Origin of the sequence: Arthrobacter jiangjiafuii (assembly GCF_018622995.1) — a bacterium.
Classification (GTDB): Bacteria; Actinomycetota; Actinomycetes; order Actinomycetales; family Micrococcaceae; genus Arthrobacter_B; species Arthrobacter_B jiangjiafuii.
In genome coordinates, this window is the sequence record NZ_CP076022.1 from 892,235 (window position 1) to 908,448 (window position 16,214).

16 protein-coding genes and 1 pseudogene are annotated in these 16,214 nt (G+C 64.7%); 9 read left to right on the forward strand and 8 right to left on the reverse strand.

The annotated features are described in order from the left end of the window. Positions 1–4 precede the first annotated feature (4 nt). Positions 5–757: a sulfite exporter TauE/SafE family protein gene (locus tag KKR91_RS04320; protein ID WP_210230161.1), complete on the forward strand. Its 753-nt coding sequence runs from the start codon at positions 5–7 to the stop codon at positions 755–757. A gap of 101 nt (positions 758–858) precedes the next feature. Then, positions 859–2,145 carry a cell division protein PerM gene (locus tag KKR91_RS04325; RefSeq protein ID WP_210230162.1) on the forward strand — a complete coding sequence of 429 codons (1,287 nt, stop codon included), beginning with the start codon at positions 859–861 and terminating at the stop codon, positions 2,143–2,145. Here the strand turns inward: KKR91_RS04325 and KKR91_RS04330 are convergent. Both KKR91_RS04330 and KKR91_RS04335 read right to left on the reverse strand, forming a co-directional pair. After that, entirely contained in the window at positions 2,103–2,684 is a 582-nt protein-coding gene (locus KKR91_RS04330; RefSeq protein ID WP_215057276.1) for a signal peptidase I, read from the reverse strand. The genes KKR91_RS04325 and KKR91_RS04330 overlap by 43 nt on opposite strands. Next, complete coding sequence (locus tag KKR91_RS04335) at positions 2,645–3,085, reverse strand: hypothetical protein (protein ID WP_210230165.1); 441 nt, start codon at positions 3,083–3,085, stop codon at positions 2,645–2,647. The genes KKR91_RS04330 and KKR91_RS04335 overlap by 40 nt, the downstream gene beginning before the upstream one ends. 39 nt (positions 3,086–3,124) lie before the next feature. On the opposite strand from KKR91_RS04335, the gene purN reads away from it, so the two are divergent. Next, the gene (gene purN, locus KKR91_RS04340) at positions 3,125–3,706 is read left to right on the forward strand and encodes a phosphoribosylglycinamide formyltransferase (RefSeq protein ID WP_210230166.1); all 582 of its coding nucleotides are present in this window, start codon (positions 3,125–3,127) and stop codon (positions 3,704–3,706) included. Here the strand turns inward: purN and KKR91_RS04345 are convergent. Next, on the reverse strand, positions 3,703–5,055 hold the full coding sequence (locus tag KKR91_RS04345) for an MFS transporter (protein ID WP_210230167.1): 1,353 nt from the start codon (positions 5,053–5,055) through the stop codon (positions 3,703–3,705). The genes purN and KKR91_RS04345 overlap by 4 nt on opposite strands. Positions 5,056–5,294: 239 nt before the next feature. On the opposite strand from KKR91_RS04345, the gene purH reads away from it, so the two are divergent. Beyond that, complete coding sequence (gene purH, locus KKR91_RS04350) at positions 5,295–6,905, forward strand: bifunctional phosphoribosylaminoimidazolecarboxamide formyltransferase/IMP cyclohydrolase (RefSeq protein ID WP_210230168.1); 1,611 nt, start codon at positions 5,295–5,297, stop codon at positions 6,903–6,905. A 175-nt stretch (positions 6,906–7,080) separates the two neighbouring features. Then, positions 7,081–8,301 (forward strand): NADP-dependent isocitrate dehydrogenase, encoded by a 1,221-nt coding sequence (locus KKR91_RS04355; RefSeq protein WP_210230169.1) that lies wholly within the window; start codon positions 7,081–7,083, stop codon positions 8,299–8,301. A gap of 300 nt (positions 8,302–8,601) precedes the next feature. Here the strand turns inward: KKR91_RS04355 and KKR91_RS16945 are convergent. From KKR91_RS16945 to KKR91_RS04370, 3 genes and pseudogenes are all read right to left on the reverse strand, one after another. Then, positions 8,602–8,997 (reverse strand): annotated as a pseudogene (locus KKR91_RS16945) (Hsp20/alpha crystallin family protein); the annotation flags it as partial. A gap of 180 nt (positions 8,998–9,177) precedes the next feature. Further along, a complete protein-coding gene (locus KKR91_RS04365) occupies positions 9,178–10,635 on the reverse strand; it encodes a glutamate-cysteine ligase family protein (protein WP_337925351.1) in 1,458 nt (485 codons plus the stop codon). Between the two features lie 110 nt (positions 10,636–10,745). Further along, complete coding sequence (locus tag KKR91_RS04370; protein ID WP_210230173.1) at positions 10,746–11,285, reverse strand: hypothetical protein; 540 nt, start codon at positions 11,283–11,285, stop codon at positions 10,746–10,748. 341 nt (positions 11,286–11,626) lie between these two features. Between KKR91_RS04370 and KKR91_RS04375 the strand changes: the two genes are divergently transcribed. Genes KKR91_RS04375 through KKR91_RS04390 form a run of 4 tightly spaced genes read left to right on the forward strand, consistent with a single transcriptional unit; the run spans position 11,627 to position 13,716 of the window. Next, the gene (locus KKR91_RS04375; protein ID WP_210233873.1) at positions 11,627–12,448 is read left to right on the forward strand and encodes a hypothetical protein; all 822 of its coding nucleotides are present in this window, start codon (positions 11,627–11,629) and stop codon (positions 12,446–12,448) included. Further along, positions 12,448–12,867 carry a phage holin family protein gene (locus KKR91_RS04380; RefSeq protein WP_210230177.1) on the forward strand — a complete coding sequence of 140 codons (420 nt, stop codon included), beginning with the start codon at positions 12,448–12,450 and terminating at the stop codon, positions 12,865–12,867. Before KKR91_RS04375 ends, KKR91_RS04380 begins: the two co-directional genes overlap by 1 nt. After that, on the forward strand, positions 12,864–13,472 hold the full coding sequence (locus KKR91_RS04385) for a DUF3618 domain-containing protein (RefSeq protein ID WP_210230179.1): 609 nt from the start codon (positions 12,864–12,866) through the stop codon (positions 13,470–13,472). The genes KKR91_RS04380 and KKR91_RS04385 overlap by 4 nt, the downstream gene beginning before the upstream one ends. A gap of 52 nt (positions 13,473–13,524) precedes the next feature. Then, on the forward strand, positions 13,525–13,716 hold the full coding sequence (locus KKR91_RS04390) for a hypothetical protein (RefSeq protein WP_210230181.1): 192 nt from the start codon (positions 13,525–13,527) through the stop codon (positions 13,714–13,716). A 78-nt stretch (positions 13,717–13,794) separates the two neighbouring features. Here KKR91_RS04390 and KKR91_RS04395 read toward each other — a convergent pair whose 3' ends face one another. Further along, a complete protein-coding gene (locus KKR91_RS04395) occupies positions 13,795–14,907 on the reverse strand; it encodes a Gfo/Idh/MocA family protein (RefSeq protein ID WP_210230183.1) in 1,113 nt (370 codons plus the stop codon). A 194-nt stretch (positions 14,908–15,101) separates the two neighbouring features. Next, positions 15,102–16,178, reverse strand: a complete 1,077-nt coding sequence (locus KKR91_RS04400; protein ID WP_210230185.1) for a substrate-binding domain-containing protein — start codon at positions 16,176–16,178, stop codon at positions 15,102–15,104. Between the last annotated feature and the right edge of the window lie 36 nt (positions 16,179–16,214).

The following is a 16,214-nucleotide window of genomic DNA, read 5'->3' on the forward strand; positions in this document are numbered from 1 at the left end:
TCGGGTGACTACCGGACTCCTCATCGTCGTGCTCGTGGCAGTTTTTATCGGTGCGATTGCGCAGCGGATTGCCGGCCTGGGTTTTGCCCTGCTCATCTCTCCGTTCCTCGTGATCCTGCTGGGTTCGCACGGCGGCGTGCTCATGGTGAACGTGTGCGGGCTCGTTTCGTCGGCGCTGATCATGTTCCGTGTCTGGAAGGACATCGACTGGAGCATGTACCGCTGGCTGGCCGTGCCGGCGGTTATCGGCAGCGTGCCGGCGTCGGCGGCGGCCGTGTACCTGCCAGCGGGACCCATGGCAGTGGTGGTGGGAGCCGTGGTGCTGGCAGCGCTGAGTGTTTCCCTGCTGATGCAGCGGACCTCGGTGACCGTGACCGGCAACGGGGCCAAAGCGGTGGCCGGTTTCGTCTCAGGTGTCACCAATGCCGTGGCCGGGGTGGGCGGGCCCTCGGTCAGCGCCTACGCCCTGATGGCGCGCTGGCCGCAGCGTCCGTTCGCGGCCACCCTGCAGCCGTTTTTTGTCACCATCGCCGTTGTCACGCTGACCGCCAAGATCTCCCTTGACCCCGGCCAGATGCCGCCGTTCCAGGCCTGGGCCTGGGCGTTGATCGCCCTGATGATCATCGGTGGTATCTACGCCGGCGAGAAGCTGCAGCGTTTCATCCGCGATGACCAGGCCCGCGCCGCCGTCGTCGTCATCGCCTTCTTCGGTGCAGCCGCTGCGCTGACCAAGGGGATCATCGACCTGGTGGCCTGAGTCACTGGCGATCCACTGAGGAGCCACGCCTCCCGAGCAGCCCGCCGGTCCACGGCGCGGCCTCAACGTTCCGCCGCGCGGCGGATGGGACGATAGGAACGATGAAACTCTTTACCCGCCCGAAAACCCCGGGTGTCCTTCCCATGCCGCTGTGGCTCCAGGGCGTGGTCGAACTCGGCCAGGCCGCGGTGCTCTCCGCGCTGCTCGTTTTTGTGCCCCTGACCGGAGTCTGGTTTGCCGACGGCTTCGCCGACCGCGACTTCACGTCGCTGGCCCGCTTGGGCGGGCAGGGCTGGCTGCTGATCCACGGCGTGCCGCTGACCCTGACATTGCCGGCCGGCACAGCCGGCGCCGCTGCCGCACCGGCGGTGCTGTCACTGTTCCCGCTGGGCCTGACGCTCATTCCCTTCTTCCTGTCCTGGCGCGCCGGCCGGCGGCTGGCCCAGGCCTCCTACACCGACCAGTTGTGGCAGGCGCTCCTTGGCGCGCTGGGAACGTATGCGCTTCTCGGCACCGCCGCCGCCTATTTCTCCTCGGACGGCGGCGTGTCCATCTCGCTGACCGCCGGTGCCCTGATCCCGCTGATCGCTGCCGGGCTGGGATTGATTGTCGGTGCCCGCCGCGAGGCCGGCTCCTGGATCCGGCTGATCGGGGTGGACCTGACCGACTGGATTTCCCGCACCAGCCAGCATTCGCGCTGGGCCGGATCCTACGTATGGTCGGTCATCCGCGCCGGGGTCGTGGGCATCACAGCGGCGCTGGGTTTCTCGGCACTGCTGGTCACCGCAGCCCTGGCGATGAGCTGGGCCGAGATTGTCACCGTCTACCAGCACCTCGACGCCGGCATCATCGGCGGCGCCGTGCTCACCGTCGTCGAGGTGGGCCTGATGCCCAACTTTGTGGGCTGGGCACTGGGGTGGACCTCGGGCGCCGGATTCTCCCTGGGGACCGGCAGCATCATCAGTCCGCTCGAAACCACGGTTGGTCCGCTGCCTGCCCTTCCGGTGCTGGCCGCCCTGCCCTCCGGCGGGATGGAGTACGCCTACGCGGTGCTGGCGCTTCCGGTGTTCGCCGGCATCCTGGCCGGCTGGTGGTTCCTGCGTGAGGGCGAAAACCACTTCGACGAATGGCTGTCCCTGAAGATCCGGGCCCGCTGGTTCACGGCTCCGGTGTCCACGCTGCTGCTGGGGATCTTCGTGGGCCTGGTGTCCGGAATCCTGGCCGCCGCCGCGGTTCTTGTTTCCAGCGGATCGGCAGGCATCGGCCGGTTTGTTGACCTGGGGGCCGACCCGTTGTGGACGGGCATCTGGATTGCCGCCGAGGTGGCCGTGGGCACCGTGGTGGGCTACGCCGTCGGGCCCTGGCTCGAGCGCGAAGAGCGCCCCTGACGGAAGTGCTGGAAGACCAGCAGCGTCCCGTAGCCAAACAAAGCTATGGCCAGCACCGGGCGCAGCCAGGAAAGCCGGCCGCGCTCGGCGAGCAGGTCCGGATAGCCGGCATAGGGGAGTGCCGCCACGACCCGGCCCTGCACCGCGGAGCCCGGAACCGGCGCATCGGGCAGCGCGTTTGCGTCCCCCTGCAGGATCAGGTTCCACGACCCGTCTGCTGCGGCAACAAATCCGGTCAGGCGGTGCGTGACCGGTAGCGCATCCGGAGCGGACCCGGCGGGCAGGTACGTCAGGACATCCCCCGGCCGGACGGCGGAGGGATCGACCTCCCGCAACAGGACCACATCACCCGGGCGCAGGCCGGGTTCCATGGAGGATGTCAGGACTGTCAGCGGGCGCAGGCCCACCAGGGCGGGCCCGGCGAGCAGGCCAAGCAAGGTCGCGAGGACGCACACCATGGCCAGGTTCCCCATCAGGGGAAGGAATCTGCGGCGGCGTTTCAGCGCGGCAGGATCCCGCCGGTGTACTCCGACTGGCACTTCTCCACAGCCTGCATGGTCAGCGCTTTGCCCATGCAGGTCTCAAGTTTCTGGGTGCTGTCCCACGTGGCCACCGACAGTGCCAGTCCCAGGGTCATCACCAGCGATGCAACCAGGCCCAGCGACGCCACAAACATCTGCACGGGCCCGATGCCGAACCGCACCACTTTGACCAGGGTCAGGATGCCGACGACGACGGCCGCAAGTCCCAGTGCCAGCGGCACCAGCTTCCAGGGCAGGGCCAGTCCGGACGTCAGGAGCAATGCTGCAACCAGAGCTACGAAAACCCGCAGGTAACCGCGGGTGACCTGCTTCTGCTCATCGGTGGCTGGAGCCTTCTGCTGCGGCTGCTGCTGCAACGGCTGGGGAGACTTGTTATGGGCACTGCCGTCGTTGTTCATGGATTAACCCTAGGCGACGCCTGAGCCTAAGGTTGACGCATGCGCATTGTTGTTCTTGTCTCCGGCACCGGATCCAACCTGCAGGCCGTCCTGGACGCCGTCGCCTCCGGCGAGCTCGACGTCGAAATCGCCGCCGTGGGTGCGGACCGGCCGGGGACCTATGGGGTGCAACGGGCCGCCGAAGCCGGATACGAGACCTTCGTGGTGAACTTCCGGGACTATGGGAAGCGCGCGGACTGGAACCGGGCGCTCACCGAGAAAGTCGCGTCTTACGCGCCTGAACTGGTGCTGTCCTCGGGATTCATGCGGATTGTGGACGAGCACTTCATCAACACGTTCGAGGGCCGGTACCTGAACACGCATCCGGCCCTGCTGCCCTCATTCCCCGGCGCCCACGGAGTGCGGGATGCACTGGCCTATGGCGTCAAGGTCACCGGCTGCACCGTGCACATTGCTGATGCGGGGGTGGACACCGGGCCCATCCTGGCGCAGGCGGCCGTTGACGTGCTCGAGACCGACACCGAAGAGACCCTGCACGAGCGCATCAAGGTCCAGGAACGCCGGTTGCTGCTGGAAACCCTCGGCCGGCTCAGTGCCGAGGGCCTGCCGGGCCGTTCCTAGTCCAGGGCGGCGCCCCTGGTTTCCGGCGCGAACCGCGCCATCCACAGCACGGCCAGCACCACCAACACGCCGGCCAGTCCAAAGGACAACGGCAGGCCCAGATACGGCCACATGACGGAAACAAAGATCAGCGGGCCAAATCCGGCGCCGATCCGGGAGACCGTTGATGCCCAGCCGAAGCCACTGCCGCGCAGTTCCGTGGGGTATAGCTCCGAGACGTAGGCATAAAGCACCGGAATGGCGACCTGCACCACAAACCCGTAGGCAAGCAGCCAGGCCGTGGCGGCAGCGGGGACGTCAAGGACCAGGGCAACGATCACGAGGATGACAGCCGCCAGCGGGGCAGTCACCGCCAGGACCCACTTGCGTCCCACCCGCTCTACCAGCAGTGCGGCGGCGATGACGCCCAGGAGCCCGACGGCGGCCATCCCCGAGGTGGTCAGGAACGCGGCATACTCCTTGAACCCGGAATCCACGAGGATCTTCGGCATCCAGGTCAGGGCCAGGTAGTAGACCAGCAGGATGGTGAGGAACAGCGACCACGCTGCCACGGTGATCTTCCAGCTGTACCGCCACAGGTCGGTCAACTGGGTGGCGACGGCGGCAAGGGTGAACTTCTCCGTTGCTTCCGGGGCCGGCAGCCGCCATTCCGTTACCGGGGATCCGGTGCGCTTGATGAGGTCATTAATGACTGTCTCGGCTTCGGCGGTGCGGCCCTTCCGGACCAGGAACAGTGGGGATTCGGGCACGGACCGCCGGACCCAGAACACCAGCAGCGCCGGCAGCACCATGATCAGCATGGTGAAGCGCCAGTCGGCCAGCGTGGCCATGATCAAGGCCGACACCGCCCCGCAGAGCGCGGCTCCCACGGGCCACCAGCCGTCCATTGCCGTCAGCACCCGGCCCCGCTGTTTACGAGGGGTGAATTCGCCGACCAACGCATAGTCCACCGGGACGCATCCGCCGAGGCCGAATCCGGCCATGAAGCGGAAAATGCAGAACCAGACAACGTCGGGGGAGAAGGCACCCAACACCGTGAACAACGAAAAGATGAGCAGGGTCGCGGTGAAGGCCTTCTTGCGGCCGATCGCGTCTGCGATCGATCCCCAAACGAAGGCCCCAATGGCCATGCCCAGGAGATTCGCAGTGCCTATCCAGGCGGCCTGCGCCGGCTCCAGCGCCCAGTGTTTGGAGAGCAGCGGGATCAGGACGCCGTTCAGGGTGACGTCCCAGGCATCAAACATGAAGCCCAGCCCGCCGATGATGAAGATCTTCCCCTGGACCTTCCACTTCCAGGGCAGGTCCTGGACCACTTGGTCGCCGGTAGGCACGGCATGCGTGGTTGTCATCGAGGGAACGGCCTTCCGGGAAGCGGAGGTGGTGGCTGGGCCGGCCGGCGGCAGGTCCGAAGAAACTGTACAACGCCGGACGGGCGATTGATGCCACCGACCTAAACGGTTTCCGTTGTCGCGGCGCCGGGGCATATTCACCCCTCCACAGCCCCGGAACTTCCAGCTTCATACTCTGCCCGGCAGAGCGGTGTGACCTAAACTGAACCCACCGACACCCCCTCATTTTGGAGATTTGCGTGAGCTCACAGCCACTGAACCGTGTTCCCATCCGCCGGGCCCTGATCTCCGTCTATGACAAGACGGGATTGACCGAACTGGCCCAGGGCCTCGCGGCCGCCGGCGTGAGCATCGTTTCCACCGGTTCCACCGCCAAACAGATCGCTGCCGCGGGCGTGGAAGTCACCGAGGTTGCCGAAGTCACCGGCTTCGCGGAATGCCTGGACGGGCGGGTGAAGACGCTGCACCCGCGGGTGCATGCCGGCATCCTGGCTGACCGCCGCCGCGAAGATCACGTGGCCCAGCTGGCGGAAATGGACATTGAGCCGTTCGACCTGGTGGTCGTGAACCTGTATCCGTTCGTGGAGACCGTGAAATCCGGTGCCAGCCAGGACGAGGTGGTTGAGCAGATCGACATCGGCGGCCCCTCCATGGTCCGTGCCGCAGCGAAGAACCATCCGTCGGTGGCCGTCGTGGTGGATCCCGCCAAATACCCGGACGTTGTCAGTGCCGCAGCCGAGGGCGGCTTCGACCTGGCCCAGCGGCGCCGGCTGGCGGCAGAGGCCTTTGCCTCCACCGCCGCCTATGACAACGCCGTGGCAGCCTGGACCGCAGAGCAGTTCGAAACCGGAGTCGAGGGCACCACCTGGCCCGCGTACACCGGCCTGGCACTGGAGCGTTCCGAGGTGCTGCGCTACGGCGAAAACCCGCACCAGGACGCAGCCCTGTATGTCGACAAGAGCTCCAAACCCGGTGTAGCCCAGGCTGACCAGCTGCACGGCAAGGCGATGTCCTACAACAACTACGTCGACGCCGATGCTGCCCTGCGGGCGGCCTTCGACTTCGACGAACCCGCGGTCGCCGTCGTCAAGCACGCCAACCCCTGCGGTGTGGCCGTGGCCTCGGCAGACGCCGCGGATCCCATCGCTGACGCCCACGCCAAGGCCCACGCCTGCGACCCGGTGTCCGCCTTTGGCGGCGTCATCGCAGCCAACCGCACCGTCACCACCGGCATGGCCGAGACCGTGAAGGACATCTTTACCGAGGTGGTTATCGCGCCGGACTTCGAGCCGGGCGCACTGGAAATCCTCACGGCCAAGAAGAACATCCGCCTGCTGACGTTGCCGGAGGGCTACGGCCGCAACCCGGCCGAATTCCGCCAGGTCTCCGGCGGAATGCTCATCCAGAAATCCGACAAGATGCAGGCCGAAGGAGACAGCCCCGAAACGTGGACGCTCGTCTCCGGACCGGCCGCCGATGAGGCCACCCTGGCCGATCTCGCCTTCGCCTGGACGGCGGTACGCGCCGCCAAGTCCAACGCCATCCTGCTGGCGCGCGACGGCGCGTCCGTGGGCGTGGGCATGGGACAGGTCAACCGGGTGGACTCCTGCCGCCTTGCCGTCGAGCGGGCCAACACCTTGGGCGCCCCGGATACCGACCGCGCCCGCGGTGCAGTTGCCGCCTCGGATGCGTTCTTCCCGTTCGCGGACGGCCTGCAGATCCTGATTGACGCCGGAGTGAAGGCCGTTGTGCAGCCGGGCGGTTCAATCCGCGACCAGGAGGTCATTGAGGCAGCGAAGGCTGCCGGTGTGACCATGTACTTCACCGGAGCACGGCACTTCTTCCACTAGCGGCAGCGGTCCGTGGGCTCCATGGTCCCGGGGCGGTGGGAGTAATCCGCCGCCCCGGATTTTAGGGTGCCCCTAGTGGGCTGTGGCATAGTTGGAGACAAATACAGACCAAAAAGACGGGTTCCGTCATGCCAAAAGACATGCTTCGGAGCCCACCAACACACAAGGAGATCGTGTGGCTGAGAAAATCAAGGTTGTGGGTTCTGTTGTAGAACTCGACGGCGACGAGATGACCCGTATCATCTGGCAGTTCATCAAGGACCGCCTGATCAACCCGTACCTGGACGTAGACCTGAAGTACTACGACCTCTCCATCCAGAACCGCGACGCCACCGATGACCAGGTCACCATTGACGCTGCCAACGCCATCAAGGAACACGGCGTGGGCGTCAAGTGCGCCACGATCACACCGGACGAGGCCCGGGTCGAGGAATTCGGCCTGAAGAAGATGTGGGTTTCCCCGAACGGCACCATCCGCAACATCCTCGGCGGCGTGGTCTTCCGCGAACCGATCATCATCTCCAACATTCCGCGCCTGGTCCCGGGCTGGAACAAGCCGATCATCATTGGCCGCCACGCCCACGGCGACCAGTACAAGGCCACCAACTTCAAGGTGCCCGGTGCCGGAACCCTGACGCTGACCTACACCCCCAAGGACGGCGGGGAAGAAATCAAGACCCAGGTTGTCACGTACGGTGACGACGGCGGCGTGGCCATGGGTATGTACAACTTCAACGATTCCATCCGCGACTTCGCCCGGGCGTCCTTCGCCTACGGCCTGCAGCGGAACTACCCGGTGTACCTCTCCACCAAGAACACGATCCTGAAGGCCTACGACGGCCAGTTCAAGGACCTGTTCCAGGAAGTCTTCGACGCCGAGTTCAAGGACCAGTTCGAAGCAGCCGGCCTCACCTACGAGCACCGCCTGATCGATGACATGGTTGCCTCCGCGATGAAGTGGGAAGGCGGCTACGTCTGGGCCTGCAAGAACTACGACGGCGACGTTCAGTCCGACACCGTGGCACAGGGCTTCGGCTCGCTGGGCCTGATGACGTCAGTGCTGATGACCCCGGACGGCAAGACCGTCGAGGCCGAAGCAGCACACGGTACGGTTACCCGCCACTACCGTCAGCACCAGCAGGGCAAGCCCACCTCCACGAACCCGATCGCCTCGATCTTCGCGTGGACCCGTGGCCTGATGCACCGCGGCAAGCTGGACAACACCCCTGAGGTCATTCGCTTCGCTGAAACCCTCGAAGATGTTGTCATCAAGACGGTTGAGTCCGGCAAGATGACCAAGGACCTCGCGGCCCTGGTCGGCCCGGACCAGGCATACCTGACCACCGAGGAATTCCTCGCTGAGCTCGATGCCAACCTGAAGACCCGCCTGGGCTAAGTCCTCAGACGCTTCAACGCACGACGGCGGCGGCGCCTCACCTTCACAGGTGGGGCGCCGCCGTCGTTGTTGGTACGTGCAGCTATACCGTTAGATACCCGACCCCTGGTCGCCCGAGGAGCCCGAACCCGAGGAGCCCGAACCCGAACCGCCGGAGCCCATGGAGCCCGAGCCCGAACCACCGGAACCCGAGCCCATGGAGCCCGACCCCGATCCGGAACCCGAGCCACCGGAGCCTGAAACCGAGGAGGTTACGGATTCCGAGCTGGACTCGCCGCTGATGGTGTTTGAATCCTTGTAAGAGGAAGACACCTCGATCTTGCGCGGCTTGGCCCGCTCGCTGACCGGAATGAGGACGCTAAGCACGCCGTTCTCGTACTTGGCCGAGATGCCCTCGATGTTGATTCCCTGACCCAGGTTCAACTGGCGCAGGAACGAGCCGGATTCCCGCTCCCGGGTCAGCCAATTGACGCCTTCCGAGGTCTGGATGGTGCGCTCGGCCCGGATCGTCAACAGCTGGCCGTCCACATCCACGTCCACCGAGCCCGGGTCGATGCCCGGCAGATCGGCGTTGAGAATGTAGTGGTCGCCCTCGCGGTACAGATCAATGGGCATCAGCCGCAGCCTCTGCCGCGGATCGAGCAGTGCTCCGGCTACGCGGTCCAGCTCACGGAATGGATCAAACTTCATCGCCATAATCATCAACTCCTTGCGCCCGCCTGTAGGCAGGCGAATCATCATTCGGAACTTCAGAAGGGTCGGTAACTTGAGTCACCTCGACTCAAGAATGAATTTAGGCTAGCACTCGTCCTAGGGGAGTGCCAGCATTGAAAGCGGTTTTTTGACTGGGATCGGCAAACTTTTTTCGGACCTGAATCAGTCCACCGGCCACTCGTGGACAGGCGCGTTGGTGTGCATGTTTTCCCAGTACCGGCGGGTCAGTTCTGCCAGGGCCGGTCCGCGTTCCATGCCCTGGGCCTCGAGGCGGCGCAAATAGGCAATCTGCCAGGCGGCGCCGTTCTGCTCAGTCCGTGCGCGCTCCCGGACAACATCGAGGTAGCGACCGATCAGCTGCCGGTCCACCCCCAGGGCCTCGAGGCCGGCGGCTGCCTGGGGGACCAGATGGCGGACGATCAGTTCCGCCACCGGGATTTCGCCGATGCCGGGCCAGTACACCGATGCTTCCAGGCCGTTGCGGGCGCAGGCCAGGAAGTTGTCCGCGGCGCTTTTGAAGGCCAGGCGGCTCCACAGTGGCCGGTCGGCAGTGCGCAGATACTCGACCAGGCCGTAGAAGAAGGCAGCGTTGGCCACCACATCCAGCACAGTCGGCCCGGCCGGCAGCACCCGGTTTTCCAGCCGCAGGTTGGGGGTTTCGGCGCCGGGATCATAGATCGGACGGTTCCACCGGTAGACCGTGCCGTTGTGCAGCCGCAGCTCGGGGAGCAGCGGGGCGCCAGCGGCCGTGGATCCGCCGCTGCTGTGGGAAAGTTCGGGCAGCAGGGCCGGGAAGTAGCGGACGTTTTCCTCGAAGAGGTCGAAGATAGAGGTGATCCACCGCTCGCCAAACCACACGCGTGGCCGCACGCCCTGGCTCCTCATTTCGGGCGGTCGGGTGTCGATGGCCTGCTTGAACAGTTCGATCCGTGTCTCATGCCAGAGAATATGCTCCATGAACACAGGGGAGTTGGCAGCTAGGGCAATCTGTGGGGCAGCGATAATCTGGGCTGCATTCCACGCCGAGGCGAAGTCCTCGGGTCCAACTTCGAGGTGGAGCTGAACAGAAGTGCAGGCGGCTTCCGGGGCGATGTTCCTGGCATAAAAGGACAGGGACTCCACCCCGCGCAGGTCTATGTGGACGTCCTCGCCGCGTGCCTGCAGGACCGAGGTATTCAGGGCCGCGTACCGCTTCCCCTCGCTGAGCCAGTTCTTATCCTCCAAAAGGCTTGGCTTCAATGTGGGCAGGATGCCCACCATGAGGATTTCAGCTTTCACCTCGGCAGCTTTGGCATCGGCACGGTTGAGCTGGAACCGCAGGCTGTCCTCGAGTTCGCGCAGGCCGCTCCCGCCGATTGCCAGGGCCGGGTGGTTCATCTCAATGTTAAAAGCGCCGATCTCGGTCTGGAATGCCGGATCGGCAATTTCCGCGAGAACGGCGGCATTGCGCATGGCCGGGGTGAAATCCTGGTTGGCCAGGTTCAGTTCCAGCTCCAGGCCAATGGAGGCACTCTCTGCAAATTGTGCCGTGGAAAGGTACCCGGCAAAACGGTCAAGGTTCTCGAGCAGCCGCTCGCGATACCGCGTTCGCTGTTCCCGGCTGTAGGTTTTGCTGTTCACTTCGGCACCCATTGTCTGAAGATAGCCTCGGGCGCGCGGGGATGTATAGCGTCCGCCGCCGGTGAGTCAGAAAATGACCGGCCGGACGGGGAAAGGTTGCGGCAGCTGGCCTACGAGCCGAGCAGGCCCTTGAAAACCCTGCCCTCCCGCTGCATTTCGCCGTGTTTGGCACCCATGACAATGACTGCTCCGGAAAGCACGGGTATGCACCACTGCAGCAGCTTCAGCCGCCGCTGTGCGGTTTCGAGTTGCCGTGACGCTCCCTGCAGGGGTTCGGTGGCACCGGCTGCGCCTTCGTGCGAGAACTTCTCCACCCGGCGTCCCATAACCCCCGCATATAGGGTCACTGCTGCGCCGGCAAGCGTGACGGCGGTTTTGTAAACAGTCAGGGAGCCAACACCTTCCTGTTTGGCCAACCGGCCCTTGTTGTCTCCGACAATGGCCAGGCCGGCGACGAGGTGGCTGATGATGGCGGTTCCCTGTACGGGCGCCCATCTTTTCCACCCCAGGCTGGAAAGCCGTATGCGCTCCGTTGGATCCTTGGCATGCGCAGCGGCACCGTTCAGGCCCACGGCCCCCATGAGTGAGCCACCGAACCATGCCGCTGCGCTGAGGTCGTGCACCGACCGCGCGATCAGGTTTCCTGCCACGTCAACTCCTTGTTCAGAATTTGGACCTTGAACAGCACCGGCAACCCCGCGGCCCCTCAGGAGGATAAGGACACTCCGGGAGGGTTCCCGTGGTGCTCACGGGTAGCCAGCCAAGCATGAGCCCGACTGCTCTACAAGGGTGATGAGCGAGAGGCGTCCATCGGATCCCAACGAGGGCGGGAGCATGGCAGCGGGTCCATTTGGCTCGACCTTGATGCAGGAAGAACTCCCGTCTTTACGAACACATACTAAGTGTGCTTACCATCGATGTGGACGGCTCGGCCGATCCTCATCGGCAGCAGTCTGATTCTTCATCCGCAACGATTCAGGAGTGAGCGACGATGACAGATCATGAGTGGCCCAGAGACGGCAGCCATGCCGCAGAATCTCCACAGGGCAGTTCATCCGACGCGGCAGGGGCAAAGCAGGCGGCCGCAGCAAAGTCAGGCGCCGCCAAGAACGAGGCGGCGGGCGTGGCGAGGGAAGCAGCCGGCGGAGCGCAGCACGTTGCTGAAACCGCGAAGTCAGAAGCCGCGGGTGTCGCCACCGAAGTGACGGCGAACGCCAAGGATTTGTTCAACCAGGCCCGCAGCGACCTCACCGACCAGGCCGGGACCCAGCAGCAGAAGGTTGCCGAGGGACTCCGGTCAGTGGCGGGGGAGCTGCGGTCGATGGCAGATAACTCAGAGGAATCCGGGGTTGCCACGGACCTGGTGCGCCAGGCAGCCGAGCGGTCCTCGTCGGTTGCGTCGTGGTTGGACAACCGCAATCCAGGATCGCTGCTCGACGAGGTCAAGGGCTTCGCCCGGCAGCGTCCGGTGGCGTTCCTCGCGATCGCGGCAGGCGCCGGATTCCTCGCCGGCCGCTTGAACAAGAGCCTCAGCGCCGGTGCTCCGGAACAGCAGGCGGGAAGCGGATCGGACTCAGCATCCAGCCAACGCCCTGCGGCGGGTACCGTGAGCGCTCCTGAAACCATCTACCCGCCGGAGCCCCAGGTCCAGCCGACCTACGCTGCAGACACAGGAACAGTGAACCCCGGTGGGGCGGCGGACGACGCGTTCGGCGAACCCACGCTTCCTGTCGGGCGCCCGCCGGTCTCGGATGACCAGCTTCCCACCGCGGGAACCCGTGCCAGTGATCCATTCAGCGGCGGTCGGCACTGATGAGCACCGAGATTCCTGAACCGCCCCCGACCAAAGCCGAGAGCAGCTCGCTGGGCGACCTGTTGGGCCAAGTGACGCAGGATATGTCCACCCTCCTGAGGCAGGAAGTGGAGCTTGCGAAGGCCGAGCTGAAGCAGTCGAGCACCCGCGCGGGTAAGGGAGCCGGGATGCTGACCGGTGCCGCCGTGGCCGGCTACTTCGTTCTGCTGTTCCTGTCCATCGCACTGTGGCTGGCACTCGGATACTTGATCGGCCTGGGCTGGTCGAGCCTGGTGGTTGCCGTTATCTGGGCGATTATCGCCGCGGTCCTGGCTGCGCGCGGCCGCACCGAGTTGCGCAGGATCCGCGGCTTGCCCCAGACCTCGGAGACCCTGCAGGAAATCCCCGGAACCCTGAAACCGAATGAGGACCCACAATGAGCGAAAACCCCGACGAGATACGCGCTGACATTGAAGAGACCCGACGCCGGTTGGGTAGCAACGTGGACGCCGTTGCGGACAGAGTGACCCCGTCACATGTTGTCCAACGGCAGACGGACAAGGTGAAGGACGCCGTCTTTGGCGCTAGGGACAGCGTCAGGGACAAGGTAATGGGAGCGACGGATTCAATGACTGACAAGGTACAGGCCGGAACCGGTTCGGCGTCGGACACCATGTCCCGTGCGGGATCGGCCGTTGGCGAGGCTCCGCAGAGAATCACTACAAAGGCCCAAGGCAACCCCATTGCCGCCGGCCTGATTGCCTTTGGTGCCGGGCTGCTGGCCGCGTCCCTGATTCCCGCCAGCGAGAAGGAACGCACTGCTGCCGACAGCTTGAAGACGGCAGCGGAACCGCTCACGGCGCAGGTCACCGATGCGGCGAAGGACGTAGCCCAGGGCCTGAAGGAACCGGCGCAGGAGGCGATGGATAACGTCAGGACAACGGCTACCGAAGCGGCGCAGAACGTCAAGGCCGAGGGCCAGGGCGCGGCCGGTGAGGTGAAAGGCAAGGCCACCGACGCAAAGGACAACGTCCGGGACGCCTGAGGCGCCGGATCCTTCCAGATCCTGAAACAACACCCAGCAAACGGGAGGTCACATGGAGATAGGCAAGCAGCAGATCATAGATTTTCTCAAGAAGCGCGGAGATGGCGACAAAGCCGGTCAGGCTGAGTCGGATCTCCCCGACCAGGTAGATACGGAGAGAGATTCGGGCCTGCTCGGCAAGCTCGGAATCAATCCCAAGGACCTGATGGGCAAGATCCCCGGTTTGGGCGGCATCGGCGGATAACCGGACCAGCCAAACCACAATTGAAACAACTGAAGCGGTCCTCCACCGGTGGGGACCGCTTCAGTTTTGCCTCAGGTTTTACATCCGGGACCTGGCCGCGGCAGGGACGGACGCACGCTGGTACAGGTCGTTGGGATACTGCACGCCCAGCTGGGCCCGGACCTCGTCGAAAAGCTGCATCGTTTGCAGGGAGTCCGCCGGGCTCATCGTCGGTGACTCGGTCAGTCCGGATTGGATGCAGCGCGTGACCTCGCGCAGTTCGTAGGTATAGCCATTGCCAACCTGGGGAAACCGTTCCACCCGGAGCGGGCCGTCCAGTGGCTGGACTATCAGTTCCACCGGGTTATGCAGCGGCGCACCGGTCCTTAACCAGCCCCTGGTGCCGGAAATCGTCGCGTCGCGGGTGCCCGCCGATACCAGCGAACACATCAGCTGAGCTGAAGCCCCGCTGGAGTAGGCCAGATGCAGTGAGGTCTGCTCATCCACTCCGTCGCTGTTCAGGGACCCTGCTGCGGTGACCTGCTGCGGGAAGCCCAGCGAACCGACTGCCAGCGTCAGGGGGTAGACACCGAGGTCCAGCAGCGCTCCGCCACCGGCAGCAGGATCCCAGAGCCGGCTGGTCGGATCAGCAACGGCAGGAAAACCGAGATCGGCCTGCACCCACTGCACGTCGCCCAGTTCGCCGCTGGCCAGGATCTCCCAGATGCGGTTGATTGAGGGCAGGAATCTGGTCCAGACCGCCTCCATCAGGAAGAGTCCGCAGGAGGAAGCCAGCGTAACCAGGTCCTCGGCTTCCCTGGCGTTGATGGTCAGCGACTTCTCGCAGAGGACGTGCTTGCCGGCAAGAAGGGCGGCTCGGGATATCTCGTAATGCTGGGCATGCGGGGCGGCCACGTAGACGACGTCGACTTCCTGATCGTCGAAAAGCTGCTGATAGCCCTTGCCTGCCTCACCGTCGGAGTAACTGCTCGCGAAGCCGAAACGCTCGGCGAATTCCGCGGCAGAGGATTCGGTGCGGGAGCTGACGGCCTGGAGGACGGCGTCGTCCAAGCGGGCAATGTCCTCCGTGACTTTGGCGGCGATGTTGCCGGTGGCAACCACGCCCCATCTCAGGGTGCGGCCGGTTTTCTGCACCGGGCTAGGTGCCCCGGGCAGCACGCACGGTGGCGTGGGGATCTGCGTGGCGTTCATGGTCCTCGTCTCTGAAGACGCACCGTTTGGTGCGCTATCCACTGTATTTGCTGGGCCGCGCCGCGCCTAGGCCTATGGCAGGGATGGGGAGGCCTTCATGGGAAAAGCGGCCCGGCCTGATGTCCAGGCCGGGCCGCTCGGTGATGTTGCCCGGGTTGTCCAAGGCGTACACCGGAGTGGTGCGAAAACGGTTGTTACTTGACGAGCGCGGAAAGCGTCGGGTCGTTGGCGTAGGACTCGACAGCGTTTTCCTTGGTGACAATGACCGGTTCCAGCAGGTACGCGGGAACGTCCTTGACGCCGTTGTTGGACTCGTTGTTGTTGGTCTCGGGCTCTTCGCCGGCTCCGAGGCTCTTGACCATGTCGATGGAGCGGGCAACCAGGGCACGGGTGTCCTTGTTGATGGTGGAGTACTGCTTGCCGTCCATGATCAGCTTCACGGATTCAACCTCGGAGTCCTGCCCGGTGACGATCGGCAGGGGCTTGCCGGCCGACTCAACGGAGGTCAGGATGGCGCGTGCCAGCGTGTCGTTGGGGGACAGCACGCCGTCGAGCTCCGCCGTCGCGTAATTGGCCGAGAGCAGGGCGTCCATGCGGGTCTGGGCATTCTCTGCCTTCCAGCCCTGCGTGGATGCGTTTCCGAACTCCGTCTGGCCCGAAACGACAACCAGGTTGCCGTTGTCGATTTCGGGCTGCAGCACGCTCATTGCACCCTCAAAGAACACCGGGGCATTGGCGTCGTCGGGGGAACCGGCGAAGAGCTCAACGTTGTACGGGCCCTCGCCCTGGGCAGCCATGCCTTCGAGCAGGGCCTGGCCCTGGAGGGTGCCGACCGTGTAGTTGTCGTACGCCGCGTAGTAATCGACGTTTTCGGTGTTGGTCAGCAGGCGGTCATAGGCGATGACCGTGATGCCGGCATCCTTGGCTTCCTGCAGCTGGGTACCCAGCTGGCTGCCGTCCACGGCCCCGATGACCAGGACCTCTACGCCGTTGGTGATCATGGCGCTGATCTGGTTCTGCTGCTCCGATGCGCCGCCGTTGGCGAACTGCACCTGGGGCTCGTAGCCTGCCTCGGTGAGGCTGTCGTTGAACAGGCCCTCAGCCAGGACCCAGTTCTCGGATGTCTTCTGGGGCAGGGAGACACCGATCTTGGTGCCCTCGCCGAAGCCGGCGGCCTCGGACTCGGTGGATTCCTCGGCACGGCCGCAGGCGGACAGCGACAGTGCTGTCACGGTCGCCGCTACGGCGAGGGTCTTTGCGAACTTACGCATGTGGATTCTCTTTCTGGGTTGGGGTGATAACGGTGG